The sequence below is a fragment of the uncultured Jatrophihabitans sp. genome (assembly GCF_964246335.1).
Taxonomy (GTDB): Bacteria; Actinomycetota; Actinomycetes; order Mycobacteriales; family Jatrophihabitantaceae; genus Jatrophihabitans.
This window is the reverse complement of sequence record NZ_CAXTQF010000058.1, coordinates 1-20,276: the sequence shown is the minus strand read 5'-3', so window position 1 is coordinate 20,276 and position 20,276 is coordinate 1. Positions and strand designations below refer to the sequence as shown.

19 protein-coding genes are annotated in these 20,276 nt (G+C 70.7%); 8 read left to right on the top strand and 11 right to left on the bottom strand.

The annotated features are described in order from the left end of the window. From ACFFCN_RS14775 to ACFFCN_RS14750, 6 genes are all read left to right on the top strand, one after another. Nucleotides 1–144: acyl-CoA dehydrogenase family protein (locus ACFFCN_RS14775; RefSeq protein WP_375492825.1), on the top strand; the 144-nt coding region annotated here is incomplete at its 5' end. A 175-nt stretch (nucleotides 145–319) separates the two neighbouring features. Then, nucleotides 320–1,918: an acyl-CoA carboxylase subunit beta gene (locus ACFFCN_RS14770; protein ID WP_375492823.1), complete on the top strand. Its 1,599-nt coding sequence runs from the start codon at nucleotides 320–322 to the stop codon at nucleotides 1,916–1,918. Between the two features lie 118 nt (nucleotides 1,919–2,036). After that, the gene (locus ACFFCN_RS14765; RefSeq protein ID WP_375492821.1) at nucleotides 2,037–3,992 is read left to right on the top strand and encodes an acetyl/propionyl/methylcrotonyl-CoA carboxylase subunit alpha; all 1,956 of its coding nucleotides are present in this window, start codon (nucleotides 2,037–2,039) and stop codon (nucleotides 3,990–3,992) included. Between the two features lie 2 nt (nucleotides 3,993–3,994). After that, nucleotides 3,995–5,152, top strand: coding sequence for an acyl-CoA dehydrogenase family protein (locus ACFFCN_RS14760; protein WP_375492819.1), 1,158 nt, complete (start codon nucleotides 3,995–3,997; stop codon nucleotides 5,150–5,152). A gap of 30 nt (nucleotides 5,153–5,182) precedes the next feature. Continuing rightward, nucleotides 5,183–5,950, top strand: coding sequence for an enoyl-CoA hydratase family protein (locus tag ACFFCN_RS14755; protein WP_375492817.1), 768 nt, complete (start codon nucleotides 5,183–5,185; stop codon nucleotides 5,948–5,950). Next, nucleotides 5,947–6,555, top strand: a complete 609-nt coding sequence (locus tag ACFFCN_RS14750) for a TetR/AcrR family transcriptional regulator (protein WP_375492815.1) — start codon at nucleotides 5,947–5,949, stop codon at nucleotides 6,553–6,555. The genes ACFFCN_RS14755 and ACFFCN_RS14750 overlap by 4 nt, the downstream gene beginning before the upstream one ends. Before the next feature lie 148 nt (nucleotides 6,556–6,703). On the opposite strand, the gene ACFFCN_RS14745 is transcribed toward ACFFCN_RS14750, so the two are convergent. After that, nucleotides 6,704–7,711, bottom strand: a complete 1,008-nt coding sequence (locus ACFFCN_RS14745; RefSeq protein ID WP_375492813.1) for a LacI family DNA-binding transcriptional regulator — start codon at nucleotides 7,709–7,711, stop codon at nucleotides 6,704–6,706. Nucleotides 7,712–7,783: 72 nt separating this feature from the next. Between ACFFCN_RS14745 and ACFFCN_RS14740 the strand changes: the two genes are divergently transcribed. Next, nucleotides 7,784–8,356: a hypothetical protein gene (locus ACFFCN_RS14740; protein WP_375492811.1), complete on the top strand. Its 573-nt coding sequence runs from the start codon at nucleotides 7,784–7,786 to the stop codon at nucleotides 8,354–8,356. A gap of 122 nt (nucleotides 8,357–8,478) precedes the next feature. Next, nucleotides 8,479–11,760, top strand: a complete 3,282-nt coding sequence (locus ACFFCN_RS14735; protein WP_375492809.1) for a GH92 family glycosyl hydrolase — start codon at nucleotides 8,479–8,481, stop codon at nucleotides 11,758–11,760. A gap of 81 nt (nucleotides 11,761–11,841) precedes the next feature. Here the strand turns inward: ACFFCN_RS14735 and ACFFCN_RS14730 are convergent, their stop codons facing one another. The 10 genes from ACFFCN_RS14730 to tilS all read right to left on the bottom strand — a co-directional run. After that, nucleotides 11,842–12,327 carry a hypothetical protein gene (locus tag ACFFCN_RS14730; protein ID WP_375492808.1) on the bottom strand — a complete coding sequence of 162 codons (486 nt, stop codon included), beginning with the start codon at nucleotides 12,325–12,327 and terminating at the stop codon, nucleotides 11,842–11,844. Nucleotides 12,328–12,349: 22 nt separating this feature from the next. After that, nucleotides 12,350–13,636: a hypothetical protein gene (locus ACFFCN_RS14725; protein ID WP_375492807.1), complete on the bottom strand. Its 1,287-nt coding sequence runs from the start codon at nucleotides 13,634–13,636 to the stop codon at nucleotides 12,350–12,352. Nucleotides 13,637–13,690: 54 nt separating this feature from the next. Beyond that, the gene (locus ACFFCN_RS14720; protein WP_375492805.1) at nucleotides 13,691–14,176 is read right to left on the bottom strand and encodes a DUF3180 domain-containing protein; all 486 of its coding nucleotides are present in this window, start codon (nucleotides 14,174–14,176) and stop codon (nucleotides 13,691–13,693) included. Further along, entirely contained in the window at nucleotides 14,173–14,673 is a 501-nt protein-coding gene (gene folK / locus ACFFCN_RS14715) for a 2-amino-4-hydroxy-6-hydroxymethyldihydropteridine diphosphokinase (protein ID WP_375492803.1), read from the bottom strand. The genes ACFFCN_RS14720 and folK overlap by 4 nt, the downstream gene beginning before the upstream one ends. After that, the gene (gene folB, locus ACFFCN_RS14710; RefSeq protein ID WP_375492801.1) at nucleotides 14,670–15,032 is read right to left on the bottom strand and encodes a dihydroneopterin aldolase; all 363 of its coding nucleotides are present in this window, start codon (nucleotides 15,030–15,032) and stop codon (nucleotides 14,670–14,672) included. Before folB ends, folK begins: the two co-directional genes overlap by 4 nt. Continuing rightward, entirely contained in the window at nucleotides 15,029–15,889 is an 861-nt protein-coding gene (gene folP, locus ACFFCN_RS14705; protein WP_375492799.1) for a dihydropteroate synthase, read from the bottom strand. Before folP ends, folB begins: the two co-directional genes overlap by 4 nt. 19 nt (nucleotides 15,890–15,908) lie before the next feature. Beyond that, entirely contained in the window at nucleotides 15,909–16,472 is a 564-nt protein-coding gene (gene folE, locus ACFFCN_RS14700) for a GTP cyclohydrolase I FolE (RefSeq protein ID WP_375492797.1), read from the bottom strand. A gap of 19 nt (nucleotides 16,473–16,491) precedes the next feature. Further along, the gene (gene ftsH / locus ACFFCN_RS14695) at nucleotides 16,492–18,612 is read right to left on the bottom strand and encodes an ATP-dependent zinc metalloprotease FtsH (protein ID WP_375492795.1); all 2,121 of its coding nucleotides are present in this window, start codon (nucleotides 18,610–18,612) and stop codon (nucleotides 16,492–16,494) included. 133 nt (nucleotides 18,613–18,745) lie between these two features. Next, nucleotides 18,746–19,294 (bottom strand): hypoxanthine phosphoribosyltransferase, encoded by a 549-nt coding sequence (hpt, locus tag ACFFCN_RS14690; RefSeq protein ID WP_375492794.1) that lies wholly within the window; start codon nucleotides 19,292–19,294, stop codon nucleotides 18,746–18,748. Then, on the bottom strand, nucleotides 19,258–20,276 hold a 1,019-nt coding region (gene tilS, locus ACFFCN_RS14685), incomplete at its 5' end, for a tRNA lysidine(34) synthetase TilS (RefSeq protein WP_375492792.1). The genes tilS and hpt, both read right to left, overlap by 37 nt.

Genomic DNA, 20,276 nt, shown 5'->3' with positions numbered 1-20,276 from the left:
GTGCAGCTGCACGGCGGCATGGGCTACATGCGCGAGTCCGAGGTCGAGCGGCAGTTCCGTGACATGCGCATCATCGGCATCGGCGGCGGGACGACCGAGATCCTCACCGGCCTCGCCGCCAAGACCCTGGGATACACCTCATGACAACCCCGCGCTCATCCCCGGTGATCAACAGTAGGAATTGGTCGCCCCAGCAGCCAAAACCTGCTGTTGATCACGGGTGCTCCATCTCGGTGATCAACAGTAGGAAATGGTCGCCCCAGCAGCCAAAACCTGCTGTTGATCACGGGTGCTCTATCTCGGTGTGGGGGTGGGCGGCGTGACCGTGCTGAAGACGGCCGTCGACCCGTCCTCGGCCGAGCACCGCGCCAACCGCGAGGCACTGCTCGCGCAGATCGCGAACGTCGACGCCGAGCAGGCCAAGGCCGTCGCCGGCGGCGGAGCGAAGTACGTCGACCGGCACCACGCGCGCGGCAAGCTGCTGATCCGCGAGCGCATCGAGCTGTTGCTCGACCCGGGTTCGCCGTTCCTGGAGCTATCCCCGCTCGCGGCGTGGGGCTCGGACTTCACGGTCGGCGCGTCGGTGGTCACCGGCATCGGCGTGGTCAACGGCGTCGAGTGCATGATCAACGGCTCGGATCCGACGGTGCGCGGCGGCGCGTCCAATCCGTGGACCCTGAAGAAGACGCTGCGCGCCAATGAGATCGCACTGCAGAACCGGTTGCCGGTGATCGGGCTCGTCGAGTCCGGCGGTGCCGACCTGCCGACCCAGAAGGAGATCTTCATCCCGGGCGGCGCGATATTCCGCGACCTCACCCGGCTGTCCGAGGCGGGCATCCCGACCATCGCGCTGGTGTTCGGCAACTCCACCGCGGGCGGCGCGTACATCCCCGGCATGAGCGACTACGTCGTGATGATCAAGGAGCGGTCCAAGGTGTTCCTGGCCGGGCCGCCGCTGGTCAAGATGGCCACCGGCGAGGACGCCGACGACGAATCGCTCGGCGGCGCGGACATGCACGCGCGCACGTCCGGCCTCGCCGACTACTACGCCGTGGACGAGCAGGACGCGCTGCGCATCGGCCGCGAGATCGTCAGCCGGCTGAACTGGCACAAGCAGGGCCCGACCCCGAAGCTGGACTACGCAGAACCGATCCACGACGCCGAGGACCTGCTGGGCATCGTCCCCACCGACCTGAAGATGCCCTTCGACCCGCGCGAGGTGATCGCCCGGCTCGTTGACGGCAGCGAGTTCGACGAGTTCAAGCCGCTGTACGGCGGTTCGCTGGTCACCGGCTGGGCGTCGCTGCACGGCTACCCGATCGGCGTACTCGCGAACGCGCGCGGCGTGCTGTTCAGCGAAGAGGCGCAGAAAGCCGCGCAGTTCATCCAGCTCGCCAACCGCGCCGACACGCCGCTGCTGTTCCTGCAGAACACCACCGGATACATGGTCGGCAAGGAGTACGAGCAGGCCGGCATCATCAAGCACGGCGCGCTGATGATCAACGCGGTGTCGAACTCGAATGTCCCGCACTTCACGGTGACGATGGGCGCCTCCTACGGCGCGGGCAACTACGGCATGTGCGGGCGCGCGTACGGCCCGCGGTTCCTGTTCACCTGGCCGAACGCGAAGTCCGCGGTGATGGGGCCGGCGCAGCTCGCGGGCGTCATGACGATCGTCGGGCGGCAAGCCGCGCAGGCCCGCGGCCAGGAGTTCGACGAGGACGGTGCCGCGCAGATGCGCGCGTACGTCGAGGCGCAGATCGAAGAGCAGTCATTGGCGCCGTTCCTGTCCGGGATGCTCTACGACGACGGCGTCATCGACCCGCGCGACACCCGCACCGCGCTCGGCATCGCGCTGTCCGCCGCGCACGGCGCCCCGGTCCACGGTGCGGACGGCTACGGGGTGTTCCGCTTATGACCAGCACCCGCACCAGTACCAGCACCCGCACCCGCACACCGGTGATCAACAGCAGTAATTGGTCGCCCTGGCGACCGGTTACTGCTGTTGATCACGGGAAGGTGTGGAGGCGGGCGACATGATCACGACTGTCCTCGTCGCCAATCGTGGTGAGATCGCGCGGCGGGTCTTCCGCACCTGCCGCGACCTCGGACTGGGCACCGTCGCCGTATTCGCCGACCCGGACGCCGACGCACCGCACGTGCACGAGGCCGACGCTGCGGTGCGGTTGCCCGGCGCCGCGCCGGCGGACACCTACCTGCGCGCCGACCTGATCGTCGACGCGGCTCGTCGTGCCGGTGCCGACGCCGTGCATCCCGGTTACGGCTTCCTCTCCGAGAACGCCGACTTCGCGCGCGCCGTCATCGCCGCCGGGCTGACCTGGATCGGACCGCCGCCGGACGCGATCGACGCGATGGGCAGCAAGATCGCGGCCAAGAAGCTGATGGCCGACGCCGGCGTGCCGGTGCTCGCCGAACTGGATCCCGAGGCCGTCACGGCCGCCGACCTGCCCGTGCTGATCAAGGCGTCGGCGGGCGGCGGCGGCCGAGGCATGCGCATCGTGCGCGAGCTCGACCAGCTCGCCGACGAGATCGCTGCCGCGCGGGCCGAGGCGGCGAGCGCATTCGGCGACCCGACCGTCTTCTGCGAGCCCTACCTCGCCACCGGCCGGCACATCGAAGTACAGGTCATGGCCGACGTGCACGGCACGGTGTGGGCAGTCGGCGAGCGCGAGTGCTCCATCCAGCGACGGCACCAGAAGGTCGTCGAGGAGGCACCGTCGCCGCTCGTCGAGCGCATCAACGGCATGCGCAAGGAGTTGTTCGCGGCTGCGCGCGCGGCAGCCCGCGCCGTCGACTACACCGGCGCCGGAACGGTGGAATTCATCGCCGACGAGGCAGGCGGGTTCTTCTTCCTCGAGATGAACACCCGGCTGCAGGTCGAACACCCGGTCACCGAGTGCACCACCGGCCTCGACCTGGTCGCGCTGCAGCTCGCAGTAGCCGACGGCGCGCGGCTGGACCCCGGACCGCCGCCGAGCCACGGGCACGCGATCGAGGTGCGCCTCTACGCGGAAGACCCCGGCGCGGCATGGCAACCGCAGTCGGGCACGCTGACCCGCTTCGCGGTGCCCGGTGTCGACGTCGAGTTCGCGCTCGGCGCGCACGACGCGGGCCTGCGTCTGGACTCCGGCGTCGTCGACGGCACGGTGGTGGGCGTCAACTACGACCCGATGCTGGCGAAGGTCATCGCCTGGGCGCCGACCCGCGCGGCCGCGGCGGGCGCACTGGCCGCCAAGCTCGCCCGTTCGCAGGTACACGGGGTGGTCACCAACCGCGACCTGCTCGTGCGCATCCTGCGGCACCACGCGTTCCGCGACGGCGACACCGACACCGCGTTCTTCGACCGGCACGGGCTGGCCGCGCTCGCCGCACCGCTGGCCGACGCCGACGCCCGCCGCATCAGCGCGCTCGCCGCCGCGCTCGCCGTCGACGCGGACGCGCGCTCGCACGCGTCCGCGCTGCGCAGCCTGCCGTCCGGCTGGCGCAACGTCGTGAGCCAACCGCAACGTGTCGCCTTCGACGGCGCCGACATCGACTACCGGCTGACCCGCGACGGCCTGGTCGCCGACGGTTTTGCCGACGTCGCCCTGGTCAGCGCGGTGCCCGATCGCGTGGTGTTGGACGTCGCTGGCGTGCAGCGCGCCTTCGACGTCGCGGTGCACCCCGAGTTCGTCTACGTCGACTCCGCGCTCGGACCCGTGACGCTGCGCCGGGTGCCGCGGTTCGTCGATCCGAGTGAGCAGGTCGCGCCCGGCTCGCTGGTCGCGCCGATGCCGGGATCGGTCGTGCGCATCGCGGTGGAAGTCGGCGACCACGTCACCGCCGCGCAGCCCATCCTGTGGCTCGAGGCAATGAAGATGCAACACCGCATCGACGCGCCGGCCGATGGCGTCGTCGTCGAGCTGCCCGCGACCGTGGGTCAGCAGATCGACGTCGGCGCCGTGCTGGCCGTCCTGACCGAGGAGGACTGACAGTGGACTTTCGCGAGACCGAGGAACAGGTCGCGTTGCGCAAGGCGGTCGCCGAGCTCGGCCGGCGATACGGCCACGAGTACACCGCGCCTCGTGCGCGGGCGCGCGAGCCACTGACCGAGTTGTGGCAGGAGGCGGGCAGCAGCGGCTTCCTCGGCCTCAACCTGCCCGAGGAGTACGGCGGCGGGGGCGCCGGGATGTACGAGCTCGCGCTCGTCTGCGAGGAACTCAACGCCGCAGGCTGCGGCTTGTTGATGATGGTCGTCTCGCCGGCCATCAACGGCACGATCATCAGCAAGTTCGGCAGCGACGAGCAGAAGCAACACTGGCTGCCAGGACTGGCCGACGGCTCGACGATCATGGCGTTCGGCATCACCGAACCCGACGCCGGCTCGAACTCGCACAACATCACCACCACCGCGCGCCGCGACGCAGACGGCTGGGTGCTCAACGGCCGCAAGATCTACGTGTCGGGCGTCGACCACGCCGACGCGGTGCTCATCGTCGCCCGCGCCGAGGACGCGCGCACCGGCCGGCTCAAGCCGGCGCTGTTCGCGTTCCCGGTCGACACACCGGGTTTCGAGTACCGCGCCATCGACATGGACGTCGTCATGCCGGACAAGCAGTTCCTGCTGTTCATGGACGACGTGCGGCTGCCCTACGACGCGCTCATCGGGCAGGAGGACGCCGCGCTGTCGCAGCTGTTCGCGGGCCTCAACCCGGAACGCATCATGGCCGCGGCGGGGTCGGTCGGCATGGGTCGCTACGCGCTGGACAAGGCGGCGAAGTACGCCAACGAGCGGCAGGTGTGGGGCAAACCCATCGGCACGCACCAGGGCATCTCGCACCCGCTGGCGAAGGCGAAGGTCGAGCTCGAACTGTCGAAGCTCGCCATGCAGAAGGCGGCCTCGCTCTACGACGCCGGGGACGAGATGGGCGCGGGCGAGGCGGCGAACATGGCGAAGTACGCGGCAGCCGAGGCGTCGATCGCGTGCGTCGACCAGGCGGTGCAGACGCACGGTGGCAACGGGTTGGCGTCGGAGTACGGGCTGGGCAACCTGCTGATCGGCGCCCGGGTGGCGCGGATCGCGCCGGTGTCGCGCGAGATGATCCTGAACTTCGTGGCGCAGTTCAGCCTCGGCCTGCCGAAGTCGTACTGACGTGGTCGAGCGACGCTGGCGGATCGAGACATGAGCACTGGCGAACTCGTTCACTACGCGGTCGACCGCGCGATCGCGACGGTCACCCTGGACTCGCCGAGCAATCGCAACGCGCTGTCGGCGCAACTGGTCGGCGAGCTGTCGCAGCACCTCGCCGCCGCTGCCGCCGACGACGCGGTGCGGGCGGTGCTGCTCACCCACACGGGTTCGGTTTTCTGTGCCGGCGCAGACCTCAAGGAGCAGGCAGCCGAAGGCGGACCGGAACAGGGCACGGCCCGCATGCTGGAACTGTTGCGCACGATCATCGAGACGCCGAAGCCGGTGGTGACGCGCATCGACGGTGCCGTGCGCGCGGGCGGCATCGGCGTCGTCGGCGCGAGCGACGTCGCGCTCGCAAGCGACAACGCGTCCTTCGCGTTCACCGAGGCGCGCCTCGGTTTGGCGCCGGCGATCATCTCGCTGACGACGCTCGGCCGGATGACCGAGCGCGCCGCCGCGCGCTACTTCCTGACCGGCGAGAAGTTCGGCGCGGCAGACGCCGCGGCGGCGGGCCTGCTGACCACCGCGTGCGACGACCTGGACGCGCAGGTCTCGACGGTGCTCGACGGCCTGCGCGCGTGCTCGCCGCAGGGCCTCGCCGAGACCAAGCCGCTGACGACGGCAGCGGTCCGGGCCAGATTCGCGGCGAGCGCGGACGCGGTGCAACAGCAGTCGGCGCGACTGTTCGCCTCCGACGAGGCACGCGAAGGGATCTTGGCCTTCCTGCAGAAGCGACCACCCCGCTGGGCGGGCGAATGACGAACGTCGAGGTCCGCGGCCCGCAGCAGGACCGCTCCCGACTGACCCGCGCGCGGCTGCTGGAGTCGGCCGTGACCTGCCTGGCCGAGCTCGGCTGGGGCGCCAGCACCGTGGCGGTGGTGGCCGAACACGCCGGGGTGTCGCGCGGCGCGGCGCAGCACCACTTCCCGACGCGCGAATCGCTGTTCACCGCGGCGCTCGAGTACGTCACCACCGAACACGCCGCGCAGATGCGCCGCGAAGTCGCCGCGCGCGGGCCGTACACGGACACCGAGACCATCGTCGGTCTCGTGTTCGACCTGTTCACCGGCGCGAACTTCCGTGCAGCACTCATGCTGTGGGTCGCGGCCGCCTCCGAACCGCAGCTGCGCGAGCAGGTCGTCGCGCTCGAGGCACGACTCGGCCGGGACACGCACCGCATGGTCGTCAGCCTGCTCGGCGTCGACGAGCACGTCGCCGGCGTACGCGAGACCGTGCAGGCCGTGCTCGACCTCGCGCGCGGCCTCGGCCTCGCCAACCTGCTCACCGACGACAGTGCGCGCCGCCGCGGCATCACCCGGCAGTTCGCGGCGATGCTCGACGCCGCGATCACCTCGCGCCGCTAGCCGATCCCTAGGCAGGGAGCGAGACGGCGGTCGCCCGACCGTGCACCGGCTGCGCGCGGTGTAGCGGCGTGTCGCCCTGCACGCGGTGCACGGTTGCCGAGCCGGCTGGTTGTGGCGTGTTACCCGCAGCGTCGCCACGCGTCGGGTGTCAGGCCGCGGGCAGGCTCGACCCGCGGACGATGAGCTCGGTCGAGAGCACTACCTGGCGCCGTGGACCGGCGTCGCCCTCGATCCGGGCGAACAGCAGCTCCGCGGCCTGCCGGCCCAGCGCCGCGGGGTCCTGGGCGACGACGGACACCGACGGTTCCAGCAGATCGGCGAGTGCGAAGTCGTCGAAGCCGATCAGCGCGACGTCGTGCCGCCGCTGCGCGAGCGCCCGGATCGCGCCGCGGGTCAACAGGTTGTTGCCGGTGAACAACGCCGTCACCGCCGGCGTCGAATCCAGCAGCTCACGCGTCGCGGCCTGGGCAGCGGGCACGTCGTGCGCCACGCGCAGCAGCTGCGGATCGTCGGCGATGTCGTGCGCGGCGAGCGCCTGCCGGTAACCGCGCAGCCGCTCGGCCGACGTGTACGTCGCGGTGTCGCCGACGTAGCCGATCCGGCGATGACCGAGTTCGACGAGGTGATCGACGGCCGCCCGCGCACCGTCCGCATTGCCGGACACCACGGAGTCGACGTCCAAGCCGGGCAGCGGCCGGTCGACGGCGACGATCGCGGTGCCGTGCGCGAGCTCGTCGGAAAGATAACCGAGATCGCGCGAGCTCGGCACGACGAGCAGACCGTCGACACGACGCGCGCACAGGCTGGTGATCAATTCCCGCTCGACGTCATGATCCTGGTCGGAACTGCCCGCGACGAGCAGGTAACCGCGCGGGCGGGCGATCTGCTCGACGGCCTTGATCAACCCCGCCCAGAACGGGTTGCCGACGTCCTCGATCACCAGACCGATCGTGCGACTCGACTGCCCGGTACGGCGCAGCGCGGCGGCGGACTCGTTGCGCTGGTAGCCCAACGCCGCGGCGGCGGCGCGCACCCGCCCCGCCGGCCCGGGCAGCACGCCCGGCTCGTCGTTGAGCACCCGGGAGACGGTCTTGAGGCTGACGCCGGCGCGGGCGGCGACATCGCGCATCGTCGGCCGACGGCCGGGCCCAGGCACTGGTGACAAGGTTGTCATGGCGTCGCACAGTCAGCCAGCAAACGAGTCTGGCTGTCAAGGCACAATCAGCCTGTGGTCACCGACGAGTTGCACGACTTCTTCGTTGCCGCTGCCGGCGTGGCCGGTGCGCTCGTCGGCCTGCTGTTCGTGGCGATCTCGGTCTCCACCGAACGCCTTCGCGCGCGCGAGGACGGACCACTGCATCGCATCCGCGCGTCGGCGTCACTGACGGCGTTCACCAATGCACTGGCGGTGTCGTTGTTCGCGCTCGTTCCGGGCGCACTCGGCTCCGGTGCGCTCTCGTTCGCGATCGCCGGACTGACCTTCGTCGCCGGAGCCCTGTTGACGCTGCGCCGCTTCCCGCATCTGCGATGGACTCTCGCCCGTGACCTCGCCTTCTTGATCGGGCTCGCCGCGGTATTCGTGACGCAGCTCGTCGACGCCATCGCCGTCGAGACCGGCGGCGCCCACACCCATCAGGACAACCTCGCGCTGCTCGTGGTGTTCTGCTTCCTCATCGGCATCGCGCGCGCCTGGGAGTTGATCGGCGGCCCCGCCATCGGCCTGCGACACGAGGCCGTCGAGCTCGGCCGCGACGTCGTTGCTCGCCGCCGGTCCGAGCCGGTGCACGACACCCGCACCTGAAGTGCACAGCGTGTGCTGCAGATGAAGCCGGCGAGTGCGGCTATTGACGACATATCGGACTAAGGCATAGAACTTCGGCATCGGCAGCGACAACGTTGTCATCGAGCCCGAAGGAGACGCCGGTGCGCGTCCACGCCAATCCCCCACCCCGTGCTGCGCGTCGCCGGCTGGTGGCCGCCGGCGCCGCCTTCGCCCTGGTCGCCGGTCTGGCACTCGCGACGCCTGCGTCGTCGTCGGCGGCCGCGCCACACGCCGTCGGTGACCCCGCCTCGCTGGTCAATCCGCTGGTCGGCACGTCCGGCGCCGTCGACACCTTCCCCGGCGTCGACGCCCCGTTCGGCATGCTGCAGTGGAGCCCGGACACGTCGCCCGACCGCCCGGCCGGTGGCGGCTACGAGTACGACGACTCGCTGATCAGCGGGTTCAGCCTCGACCACATCTCCGGGCCCGGTTGCGGCGCCGGCGGCGACATCCCGATGCTGCCCTACGTCGGCGACACCGGCTCGAAGCCCGGTGACCTCACCGTGCCGTTCAGCCACAGCAACGAGACGGCCAAGATCGGCTACTACTCGGTCAAGACCGGCGCCGGTGCCGACGCCGTCACCACCGCCCTCACCGGCACCACCCGCGCCGGCCTCGGCAAGTTCACCTTCCCGGCCGGCACGCAGTCGAACCTGGTGCTCAAGCTGGCCGGCAGCGCCACCACGGTCGACGGCACCAGTGCGAGTGTCATCGGCAACAAGGAAGTCATCGGCTCGGTGACCACCGGCCACTTCTGCGGGCAGAGCGCCGATGAGGAGAACGACTACACGCTGCACTTCGACGTGCGGTTCAATCAGCCGTTCACGGCGAAGTCCGTCGGCACCAGCAGCAACGGTGGCCCGGCGAACGAGGTGCTCACGTTCGACACCACCAAGACGCAGTCGGTGACCTCGAAGGTCGGCATCTCCTACACCAGCGACACCAACGCGATCGCGAACCTGGCTGACGAGATCCCGGCCTGGGACTTCAGCGGAACGCGGGCGCAGACCACCAAGGCGTGGGACGACCTGCTCGGCAAGATCGAGATCGGCGGCGGCTCGCGTACCCAGCAGGCGCAGTTCTACACGGCCATGTACCACGCGCTGCTGCACCCCAACGTGTTCAGCGACGACAACGGCCAGTACATGGGCATGGACAACAAGGTCCACACCGCCGCCGACGGCCACGAGCAGTATGCGAACTACTCCGGTTGGGACATCTACCGCAGCCAGGTGCAGCTCGCAGCGATGGTCGCGCCGCAGCAGACCAGCGACTCGATCACGTCCATGCTCAACGACTACGATCAGTCCGGCATGTTGCCGAAGTGGGCGTTCAACAACGGCGAGAGCTACGTGATGGTCGGCGATCCGGCCGACTCGATCATCGCCGACGCGTATGCCTTCGGAGCACGCGACTTCGACACCTCGCACGCGCTCAGCGCGATGATCGACGAAGCGACGCAGACGAACAACATCCGGCCGGCCCAGTCGGCGCGCGACCAGTACGGCTACATCCCGAACGACAAGCAATACGGCTGCTGCAACTTCTACGGCTCGGTGTCGACGCTGCTCGAGTACGACAGCGCCGACTACGCCATTGCGTCGCTTGCCAAGACGCTCGGCCGGCACAGCACCTACTCGGAGTTCGCGTCCCGCGCGCAGGACTGGCAGAACGTGTTCAACCCGGCCTCCGGCTACGTGCAGGCCAAGCAGGCCGACGGCAACTGGGTGCCCGGCTTCACGCCGTCCACGAGCACCGGCATGGTCGAGGGAACTGCCGCGCAGTACACGCCGATGGTGCCGTTCAACATCAAGGCGCTGGCGGCGGCCCGTGGCGGCAACGCGAAGTACGGCAGCTACCTGGACAGCCTCTTCACGTCCATCGACCACCCGAGCTCGACCAACGCCGATCTGTCCAACGAGCCGAGCATCGAGATCCCGTGGGAGTACGACTACGTCGGGATGCCGTGGAAGACGCAGCAGACGGTGCGCGAGGCGCAGCAGAAGCTGTACTTCAATGCGCCCGTCGGGCAGTTCGGCAACGACGACCTCGGCGCGATGAGTTCGTGGTACGTGTGGTCGAACCTCGGCATGTACCCGGAGACGCCAGGCACCGCGACGCTCGCGATGGGCAGCCCGACGTTCCCGCTGACCGAGGTGCACCTCGCGAACGGCAAGACGCTCACGATCACCGCACCGAACGCCGCGCCGAACGCGCCGTACGTGCACGGGTTGTCGATCAACGGCAAGGCGTCGAGCAAGCCGTGGACGACGTGGTCCACGCTCGACAAGGGCCCGACGATGAACGTCGACCTGGGTACGACGGCGGACACCAGTTGGGGCACCGCAGCAGCGGACGCGCCGCCGTCCGACGGCACCGGCGAGTCGCCGGTGTTCACCTCGGTGGCACCGTCCAGCCTGATCGAGCAGCCGGGTGCGTCGTCGACGACGCAGGTGACGGTCACCAACATCAGCAAGACGGCGCGCACCGTGAAGTGGACCGCGAAGCCGAGCTCCGGCGTCACGGTCTCTCCTGACCACGGCACGCTGCAGGTGCCGGCCGGGCAGACGGTGTCCGCACCGCTGACCGTCACCGCCGGTTCGTCCTCGGAGGGCCGGTACACCGTTGCGGTGTCGTTCACGATGGGTGCCGATCAGCTGTCCAGCTCGTCGGTGTCCGTCGCCGTCGCCAAGGCCGGCGAGGTGTGGCCGTACTACACCAACGCCGGGATCACCGACGACGACAACACCGACGCCGCGACCTTCGACGGAGAGGGCTGGAGCTACTCGGCCGCCGCACTGGCCGCCCAGGGCGTCAAGCCCGGCGGCACGGTGAGCGCCGACGGCGTGCAGTACGTGTGGCCGGACGTGCCGTCCGCCTCGCTGGACAACATCGAGATGTCCGGTCAGACGATCCCACTGGCCGTGCCGGCCGGGGCGACGAAGATCGGCCTGCTCGGCTCGGCGTCCAACGCGGACGCGACGACCGGTGCCGGCGGCACGGTGACCGTCACGTACACCGACGGCAGCACGTCGACGTTCACGGCGATGTTCAGCGACTGGACGCTCGGCGCCGGCGAGAACAAGCCGGTGGCCGGCAACGTCACAGCGGCCAAGACGGCGTATCGCAACGCGCCGGGCAACACGTCGGACGGGGTGGACACCTACCTGTTCGGCATCGACGCGCCGCTGACCGCGGGCAAGACGGTCGCCAGCATCACGCTGCCGACCTCGATGGGCGGTGACGCGCACGTGTTCGCGATCGGTTTCGACGGCACCACGTCGGCGAGCTCGCAGGCGCGGACCGTGTCGCCGAAGGTCGCCACGGCGCCCACCGGACGTCACCAGCGCGGGCACGTGGTGCCCGCCTCGCGGCGCCCGTGATCGAGTAGCCCGAACGACGGGGGAGCACCGGCCCCGGCCGTCCGCACGGACGGCCGGGGCCGTTGTCGTTGTGCGCCTCGGTCAGTCCGGAGTGCGCCGCTGGTCGATCATCCGCTGGCCCCGCTGCATCCGCACCGCCGTGTTGGCCGCGCAGGCGAAAGCCAGCACGACGAGGACCACCCAGAAGACCGCGATCGGCCACTCCTCGCGCTCGCGCAGTTCCCACGTCTCGTTGACGGCGAGCAGCAGCGCGCCACCGGCGACGAACAGCCAGCCCGTCGCCTTGTTCATGAAGCTGACGAACGCTTCCACCTGTGCGGCAGTCAGCTGGTCGAACACCTCACGGCGGTAGGCACGGTTGCGTCGGCGGCGCAGCAGAATATGCACCGGCGGCAGCAACCACCACCACGGCGACACGCGCGCCGGCCGGTCGACCGTGTGAGCGGCTGCGGCGATGTCATCGCGTTCGATGTCCTCGTCGCGCAACTCGATCGCCGCCTGGTAGATGGGGCCCGCGACGAGCAGCCAGGCGCCGAAGAACGCGCACCACGCGAGTACCGAGTCCATGACGCCCGGTGCGACGGTGCGCTCAGCGGTCGGCGCGCCGCGAGAAGGACCAATTACGCAGTCCCAGATCGCTCCCGGCACCGGTGGCGTCGTTGTCGCTGTGCCGGCCGGCGCCGTGCCGCCCGCGACCGTTCGCCTCGGCAGCAGAGTCCGTGCCGTGCCGGCCGATCGCTTCCTCCGGCTCGGCAGCGCGGCGACGCCCGGGTGCCGGCGCGTCCGCAGACGTCTGCTCCTGGCCCGCGTGCCGGCCGGGCCGAGCGCCGTTCTGCGCGTCACCGTCGTCCGTGCGCCGCCGGCGGCCGCTGTAGGGCGACGGCGCCGGAGCGGTCTCGACGGGGTCGAGCTCGAAGGCGGTGAACGGGGTGATGCGCGGGAGTGCCGCAAAGGGTTCGGCACCGTTCGGCGTCGGGCCCTGTTCGGCTGCCGCCGGGCGCGGCTCGGGCGTCGGGCGTCCCGGCGGGTCGGGCACCGGCCGCGGCGCCGGCTGCTCGTCCGTCGATTGCGTGGGCGCCACCGCGGGCTGGACGTCGGCCTCGACCTCGGCGCTCTCCCGGCTCATCGGACGCACCCGCGCCGGCTCGACGACGGTGCGCCGCGCGGTGGCGACGTCGGCGGGCACGGTATCGCCGATCATGTTGGCGGATTTCAACGCCCGGACCTCGTGCTGCAGCGCTTCGAGGTCCGAACCGATCACCCGGGTGGTCTCGATGCGTTCGAGCCGCAGCTGGCCACCGACCTTCTCCAACAATTCAGCCCGCAGACTCGCGACCTCCGAACGCAACGACGCGACCTCACCGCTCACCGCGCCGCTGACGGCTTCGGTGACCGCGCCGCTAACGACGTCGCGGATGTGTGACATCTCGCCCTGCAGCATCGACTGCAGGTTGGTCTGGAACTCGCGACGCTGCTCCGCCTCGGCCGCCCGCTCCAACTTCGTCGAAGAACGCAGCTCGATCTCGGCAGTACGGGCCTGCGCGCTTTCGCGCTCCGCGCGATCGCGAGCGTCACGTGCGTCTGCGAGCTCGCGCTCGCGCCAGGCGCGCTCCGCGCGATCACGTGCGTCGCGCGCTTCGTCCAGCTCGGCGTCGTCGTGAACACCGACCGGCCGACGGGCGCCGAACAGCGTGAATGCACCGAGCAACGCGCCCCACAGCCCGGCCAGAATGCCGAGTTCGAGGCGCTTGGGGCTCGTGCCGCTGGTGACGATCAGCCACACCGCGACCGCGCCGAGCACGACCGCCAGTGCGAAACCTGCACCTCTGAGTGCCGTGACCCGACCCGTGGGGGGCGCATCGGTTCGGCGTGGCACCGGGCCAGCTTAGTCACCCGAACGCCGCGGACATATCCGGCTTGGAAAGCTGTCTCAGCGCCGTCGGCCGTCGTTGCCCGGGTCGATCCCGGCGCGTTCGAGCAACAGTCCGGCGAGCACCAAAAGGGCGGCCGCAACGAAGACGAGGACGCCCACCGCGGCGTCGTGGCCGGCCGCACCGACCGTGTGCAGGTCGGGCAACAGCCGCACGAACAGGCCGACGGCGGCGCCGGCGACACCCGCGGACACCAGTGCCGACGCCTTGCCCAGCGCGACGCAGCGAGCGATGACGAGCGCTGCCATCGGCCGCGCGCGCGGGTCGTGGCGGACAGCCGCGCGGACGCGCCGCGAGGCGACGAATTCCACCGCGGCCAGCGCGGCGAGCGGCACCGGCAGGATGTACTGCAGCGGCGGCAGATCGTTGTAGGAGAAGCGCAGCAGCACGTACGCCGTGATCGCGATGATCACGAACGGCACCGCGAGGTCGGCCCAGGTGGTGCGACGCATGCCCGGGCCGCCCGGTCCGCCGGCGCGGGTCATCGCAGCTCCACCCCCGTCCGCCGGACCGCAGCACGCTCGTCGGCCGGGAGCAGGGCGATCAGGTCACCGAGCGGTACCCCGCGCAGCACCGCCGAGCTGTCCACTGCGAGCCACGGGACGAGCACGAAGGCGCGCTCGTGCGCGCGCGGGTGCGGCAGAGTGAGCTGCGGGTCGTCGCTGCGCACATCACCGCCCGCCGTGCGCACCGTCACGACGTCGACGTCGAGGGTGCGCGGCCCCCACCGCACATCCCGCTCACGGTGCGCCGAGCGCTCGGCGGCGTGCGCGCGGGTCAACCACTCGACAGCGTCGGCCGCGCCGTCGGACACCAGCAGCACCGCGTTCAGGTAGTCCGCCTGCGGCACCGGCCCCCAGGGCGGTGTCTCGTAGACCGCCGACACCGCCTGCAGCCAGGGCCGCAGCACGTCGAGCGCGAGCCGCAGGTTGGCCTGCCGGTCGCCGACATTCGACCCGATCGACAACACGGCGTCGCTCACGCGCGCGCCCGGGTCGCGGTCACCGCGACGTCCGCGAACGCCAGCGGGATGGGTGCCTGCGGCTTGTGCACCGTGACGGTGGCCGCCTCGACGCGCTCGTCGTCGAGGCAGACGTCGAGCAGCCGCTGGACCAGCGTCTCGAGCAGGTTCACCGGCTCGCCCGCGACGACCGCGGCCAGCCGCTGCGCGAGATCGCCGTAGTCGACGGTGTCGCGGACGTCGTCCGAGGCGGCCGCGGCGCTCGTGTCGAGCTCGAGCACGGCGTCGACGACGAAGTGCTGCCCGTCGCGGCGCTCGTGCTCGAACACGCCGTGCCGGCCGCGGACCCGCAACCCGGTCAGCGCGATCGTGCTGTTCACGTGGTCGCACCGTGCGCCGCCGCGCTGCGCAGGGCGGTGACGGTGCAGGCGGCGTCCACCGACGCCTGCACGTCGTGCACCCGCACGCCCCACACGTCCTGCTGCGCGCAATGAGTGGTGATCGCCACCGTGGCCGCCTCGCGCTCGCCCACCGGCCGGGGGATGCCGTCGGGCGCGGCCAGCAACCTGCCGAGGAACGACTTGCGCGACGCCGCGACCAGCACCGGCAGCCCGGTGCCGACCAGTGTCGGCAGCGAGGCGAGCAGCGCCCAGTTGTGCGCCGCGTTCTTCGCGAACCCCAGCCCGGGATCGATGACCAGCCGCTCGGCGTCGATGCCGGCGGCCAGCGCCGCGTCCACCCGCGCCATCAGCTCGTCGTGCACCTCGCGCACCACGTCGTCGTAGTGCGCGAGCTCCTGCATCCGCTCGCTGTGCCCGCGCCAGTGCATGAGGATCCACGGGCAGCCGGCGTCGCGCACCACCGCGGCCATCGCGTCGTCGCCGAGCCCGCCGGAGACGTCGTTGACCACGATTGCGCCGGCGTCGAGTGCTGCCGCGGCGACGGATGCGCGGTACGTGTCCACCGACACCGCGACACCGTGCGCAGCCAGCGTCGAGATCACCGGCTTGACCCGGCGCAGTTCCTCGTCGGCGGAGATGCGTCGCGCACCGGGCCGGGTGGATTCCCCGCCGACGTCGACGAGGTCGGCGCCCGCGTCGCGCAGCGCCAGGCCGTGCTCGACGGCAGCGTCCACCGAGTCGTGCCGGCCGCCGTCGGAGAACGAGTCGGGTGTCACGTTCAGCACGCCGACGACGCTGATGCGATCGGCGCGCCGCGGCAACACCGTGCTCGTCACGCGATCCACGATGGTGCGTTCAGTGCCCGAGGATCAAGCTGAGCGCCTCGGCGCGGGTCCGCGGGTCCTCCTGGAAGATGCCGCGCACGGCGGACGTCATCGTCCGCGCGCCCGGCTTGCGGACGCCGCGCATGGACATGCACAGGTGCTCGGCCTCGATCACGACGATGACGCCGCGCGGTTCCAGCCGCTTCACCAACGCGTCGGCGACCTGCCCGGTGAGCCGCTCCTGCACCTGCGGGCGCCGCGCGTAGAGGTCGACCACGCGGGCCAGCTTCGACAGCCCGGTGATGCGCCCGTCGGCGCCGGGGATGTAACCGACCGCGGCCATGCCGTGGAACGGCACGAGGTGGTGCTCGCAGGTGGAGAACATCGGGATGTCCTTAACGAGCACCAACTCGTCGTGGCCCTCGTCGAACGTCGTCGACAGAACCTCACCGGGATCCACATCGAGGCCGGCGAACGTCTCGGCCAGCGACCGCGCGACACGTCCCGGCGTAGCGCGCAGACCCTCACGATCGGGGTCCTCACCTACGGCGATGAGCAGTTCGCGTACCGCAGCCTCGGCGCGCGACTGGTCCACTACTGCGCTCCAGTCACCGTCAGGCTCCGCCGGACTGCGGGCCGAACATGCCCCCGCCCTCGGTGCCGGATGTGCCGGGTGGCGGCTGCGGGGCGTTCGGCTCGGGCACGACGCCGGGCTGCGCGTGCCGCCCGCCGTTGGCGCTGCCACCGTTCGCGCTGCCACCGTTGGAGCCGCCGTTCGTGCCGTGACCGTTGGCGCTGCCGTTGGGTACGCGTTTGCGCAGCGACGGCGGGATGTCGATCGGCGGGCGGTCGCTGGGCGTGCGCTTGCCGAACGCGCTGAACGTGTTGTGCGGCGGCCGCTTGTGCACCGGCGAGAGGATCCGCTCGAGATCGTCCTTGGCGAGCGTCTCCTTCTCGACGAGCTCGAGCACCATCTGGTCGAGCGCGTCGCGGTACTGCTGCAGGATCTCCCACGCTTCGTCGTGCGCGCCCTCGATGAGCTCGCGGACCTCGCTGTCGATGTCCGCGGCGATGTCCTCGGAGTAGTCGCGCTGGTTGCCGTAGTCGCGGCCCATGAACGGCTCGGAGTCGCCGGTGCCGTACTTGACGGCGCCCAGCTTGGTGCTCATGCCGTACTCGGTGACCATCGAGCGGGCCAGCTTGGTGGCCTTCTCGATGTCGTTGGAGGCGCCGGTCGTCGGCTCGTGGAAGACGAGCTCCTCGGCGGCGCGACCGCCGAGCGCGTACACCAGCTGGTCGAGGATCTCGGCGCGCGTCTGGGTGTAGCGGTCCTCGAGCGGCAACACCAGGGTGTGCCCGAGGGAGCGGCCGCGCGGCAGGATCGTCACCTTGTGCACCGGGTCAAGGTTCGGCATCGCCCACGCGGTGAGGGCGTGGCCGGCCTCGTGGTAGGCGGTGACCCGCTTCTCCTTGTCGCTCATGGCGCGGGTCTTGCGCTCGGGCCCGGCGATGACGCGGTCGATGGACTCCTCGAGCGACGCCTCGGTGATCAACCGGCCGCCGGTGCGTGCGGTGAGCAGCGCGGCCTCGTTGATGACGTTGGCGAGGTCGGCACCGGTGAAGCCGGGCGTGCGCCGGGCGATGACGCCCAGGTCGACGTCGGCGGCGAACGGCTTGCCCTTGGCGTGCACCTTGAGCACGGCCTCGCGGCCGATGACGTCGGGTGCGCCGACGGCGATCTGCCGGTCGAAACGGCCCGGGCGCAGCAGCGCAGGGTCGAGGATGTCCGGCCGGTTCGTCGCCGCGATCAGGATGACGCCGCCCTTGACGTCGAAGCCGTCCATCTCGACGAGCAGCTGGTTGAGCGTCTGCTCCCGCTCGTCGTGGCCGCCGCCCATGCCGGCGCCGCGGTGCCGGCCGACGGCGTCGATCTCGTCGACGAAGATGATCGCCGGCGCATTCGACTTGGCCTGCTCGAACAGGTCGCGCACGCGCGAGGCACCGACACCGACGAACATCTCGACGAAGTCCGAACCGGAGATCGTGTAGAACGGCACGCCGGCCTCGCCGGCCACAGCGCGGGCAAGCAGTGTCTTACCGGTGCCGGGCGGGCCGTAAAGCAGCACGCCCTTGGGGATCTTCGCGCCGATGGCCTGGAACTTGGCCGGTGCCGCGAGGAACTCCTTGATCTCCTGCAGCTCCTCGATCGCCTCGTCCGCGCCCGCGACGTCGGCGAACGTCGTCTTCGGGGTGTCCTTGTTGACCAGCTTGGCCTTGCTGCGACCGAAGCTCATCACCCGGTTGCCGCCGCCCTGCACCTGACTCATGACGAAGAACAGGACACCGACGATGAGCAGGATCGGCAGCAGGCTGAATAGCAGCGAGAGCCAGGTGTTCTGCTTGGTGACCTTGGTGCGCCACTCGGTGCCGGAGCTGCCGGACTTCTCCAGCGCGTCGTACACGCGGCCGGACACACCCGAGGGGTACTGCGAGCTGATCTTGTCGTACTTGCCCTCGAAGCTCTTGCCGCTCTTGAGCTGCAGTTCGAGCGTCTGCTCCTTGTCCTCGACGACGGCCTTGGAGACGTTGCCGGCCGAGATCTGCGAGATGGCGTCCGAGGTGCTCACGCCGTGGTAGCCACTGCCGCTGGAGAGCAGATTCGGCACCAGGAAGAACAGGAAAAGGAGAATAAGGACCCACAGCCACCAGGACCTCAGGATGCGCTTGCGATTCATACCGTTATCACGAACGTCGGCCCGCCCGCGTTCCTTCCCGCCCAGGAGGCGCTCAGCGGCCTCGTCGTCGAAGCTTCGACGGTACACGCCCGACCTCGGCCGGCGCCTGTGCGTGTGACACGGTCGAGGTAGCTCAGCCCCCGTATATCGCGGGCCTGAGCCGTCCGACGTAGGGCAGGTCACGGTAACGCTCGGCGTAGTCCAGGCCGTACCCGACGACGAACTCGTTGGCGATGTCGAAGCCGACGTAGTCGACGGCGACGTCGACCTTCACCGCGTCGGGCTTGCGCAGCAACGTCACGATGGCGATGGAGGCGGGATTGCGGCTGCGCAGGTTCTTCAACAGCCAGGACAGCGTCAGCCCGGAATCGATGATGTCCTCGACGATCAGCACGTGTTGGCCGGCGATGTCGCGGTCGAGGTCCTTGAGGATGCGCACCACGCCGCTGCTCTGCGTGCCGCTGCCGTAGGAGCTGACGGCCATGAACTCCATGGTCGACGGCCGCTGCAGGGCGCGTGCGAGGTCGGACATGAACATCGCGGCGCCCTTGAGCACACCCACCAGCACCGGCTCGCGGCCGGCGAAGTCATCGTCGATCTGCTTGGCGAGGATGTCGATCCGGGCGCGGATGTCGTCCTCGCTGATCAGGACTTCGTCGATGTCTGCGTCGAGTTCGGACACGCGACGAGTGTCGCATCCTGTCGGTGGACGGCTACGCCGCCCGGCAGGTCGATCGGTCCCTGCCCGTGCCACTGCGTGACGAGCGCGTCCAGCGCCGCGGTGCGCTCCGCACTGAGCGGGACGTCGGCGCCGACGGCCGCAGCCCATGCGCGCAGCACCCGGGTGCGCACCGCCCGCGGCAGGTCGACCAGCGCGCCCACCTCCAGCGACCTCGCCTTCCCACCCGGGATGGTCGCGATTTCTCCCTCGGCAACGACCATCCCGGGTGGGAAGGCGAGGTCCAGGCGGGCGGCGGTGAGGGCGTCGAGGGCGTCGAGGTCGTCGCGCAGCAGGTCGGCGGTGCGGGCCAACGCCGCCGCGACCCCGCCCTGCAGTACGTCGTCGAGCAGCGGCAGCACCTCGTGCCGCAGCCGCACCCGCTGGTAATCGGGGTCGGTGTTCGCCGGGTCGTGCCACACCGGCAGGCCGAGCGCCTCGCACGCCTCCTGCGTCGTCCGCCGCCGCACCTGCAGCAGCGGCCGCACGTGCCGCCCGTCGAGCGCCCGCATGCCCGCGATCGAGCGCGGCCCCGAGCCGCGGCCCAGCCCGAGCAGCACCGACTCGGCCTGGTCGTCGAGCGTGTGCGCGAGCAGCACATCGGCGTCCAGCGCCGCGGCCGCGGTGTCCAGGGCGGCGTACCGCGCGGTGCGTGCGGCCGCCTCGACGCCACCGGCGCGGCCGACGTCGACGGGGACCACCTCGACCGGGTCGAGCCCAAGCTCGACACCCAGCGCGGCGACGCGCGCGGCCTGTGCGGCCGAGTCGGCGTGCAATCCGTGGTCGACGGTGACGAGGCCGGCCGCGACGCCCGCGCGTGGCGCCTCGAACGCCGTGGCCGCGGCCAGCGCAAGCGAATCGGCGCCGCCGGAACAGGCCACCAGCACCCGGCGGCCGGCGACGAGTGCCGCGCGCACGGCGCGCCGCACCTCGGCCACCGCAGGCG

Coding starts and splice junctions, on each gene's coding strand:
- ACFFCN_RS14755 (WP_375492817.1), top strand. CDS start 5,183: ATGAGCACTGGCGAACTCGTTCACTACGCGGTCGACCGCGCGATCGCG.
- ACFFCN_RS14730 (WP_375492808.1), bottom strand. CDS start 12,327: ATGGACTCGGTACTCGCGTGGTGCGCGTTCTTCGGCGCCTGGCTGCTC.
- ACFFCN_RS14720 (WP_375492805.1), bottom strand. CDS start 14,176: ATGACCCGCGCCGGCGGACCGGGCGGCCCGGGCATGCGTCGCACCACC.
- ACFFCN_RS14765 (WP_375492821.1), top strand. CDS start 2,037: ATGATCACGACTGTCCTCGTCGCCAATCGTGGTGAGATCGCGCGGCGG.
- ftsH (WP_375492795.1), bottom strand. CDS start 18,612: ATGAATCGCAAGCGCATCCTGAGGTCCTGGTGGCTGTGGGTCCTTATT.
- ACFFCN_RS14750 (WP_375492815.1), top strand. CDS start 5,947: ATGACGAACGTCGAGGTCCGCGGCCCGCAGCAGGACCGCTCCCGACTG.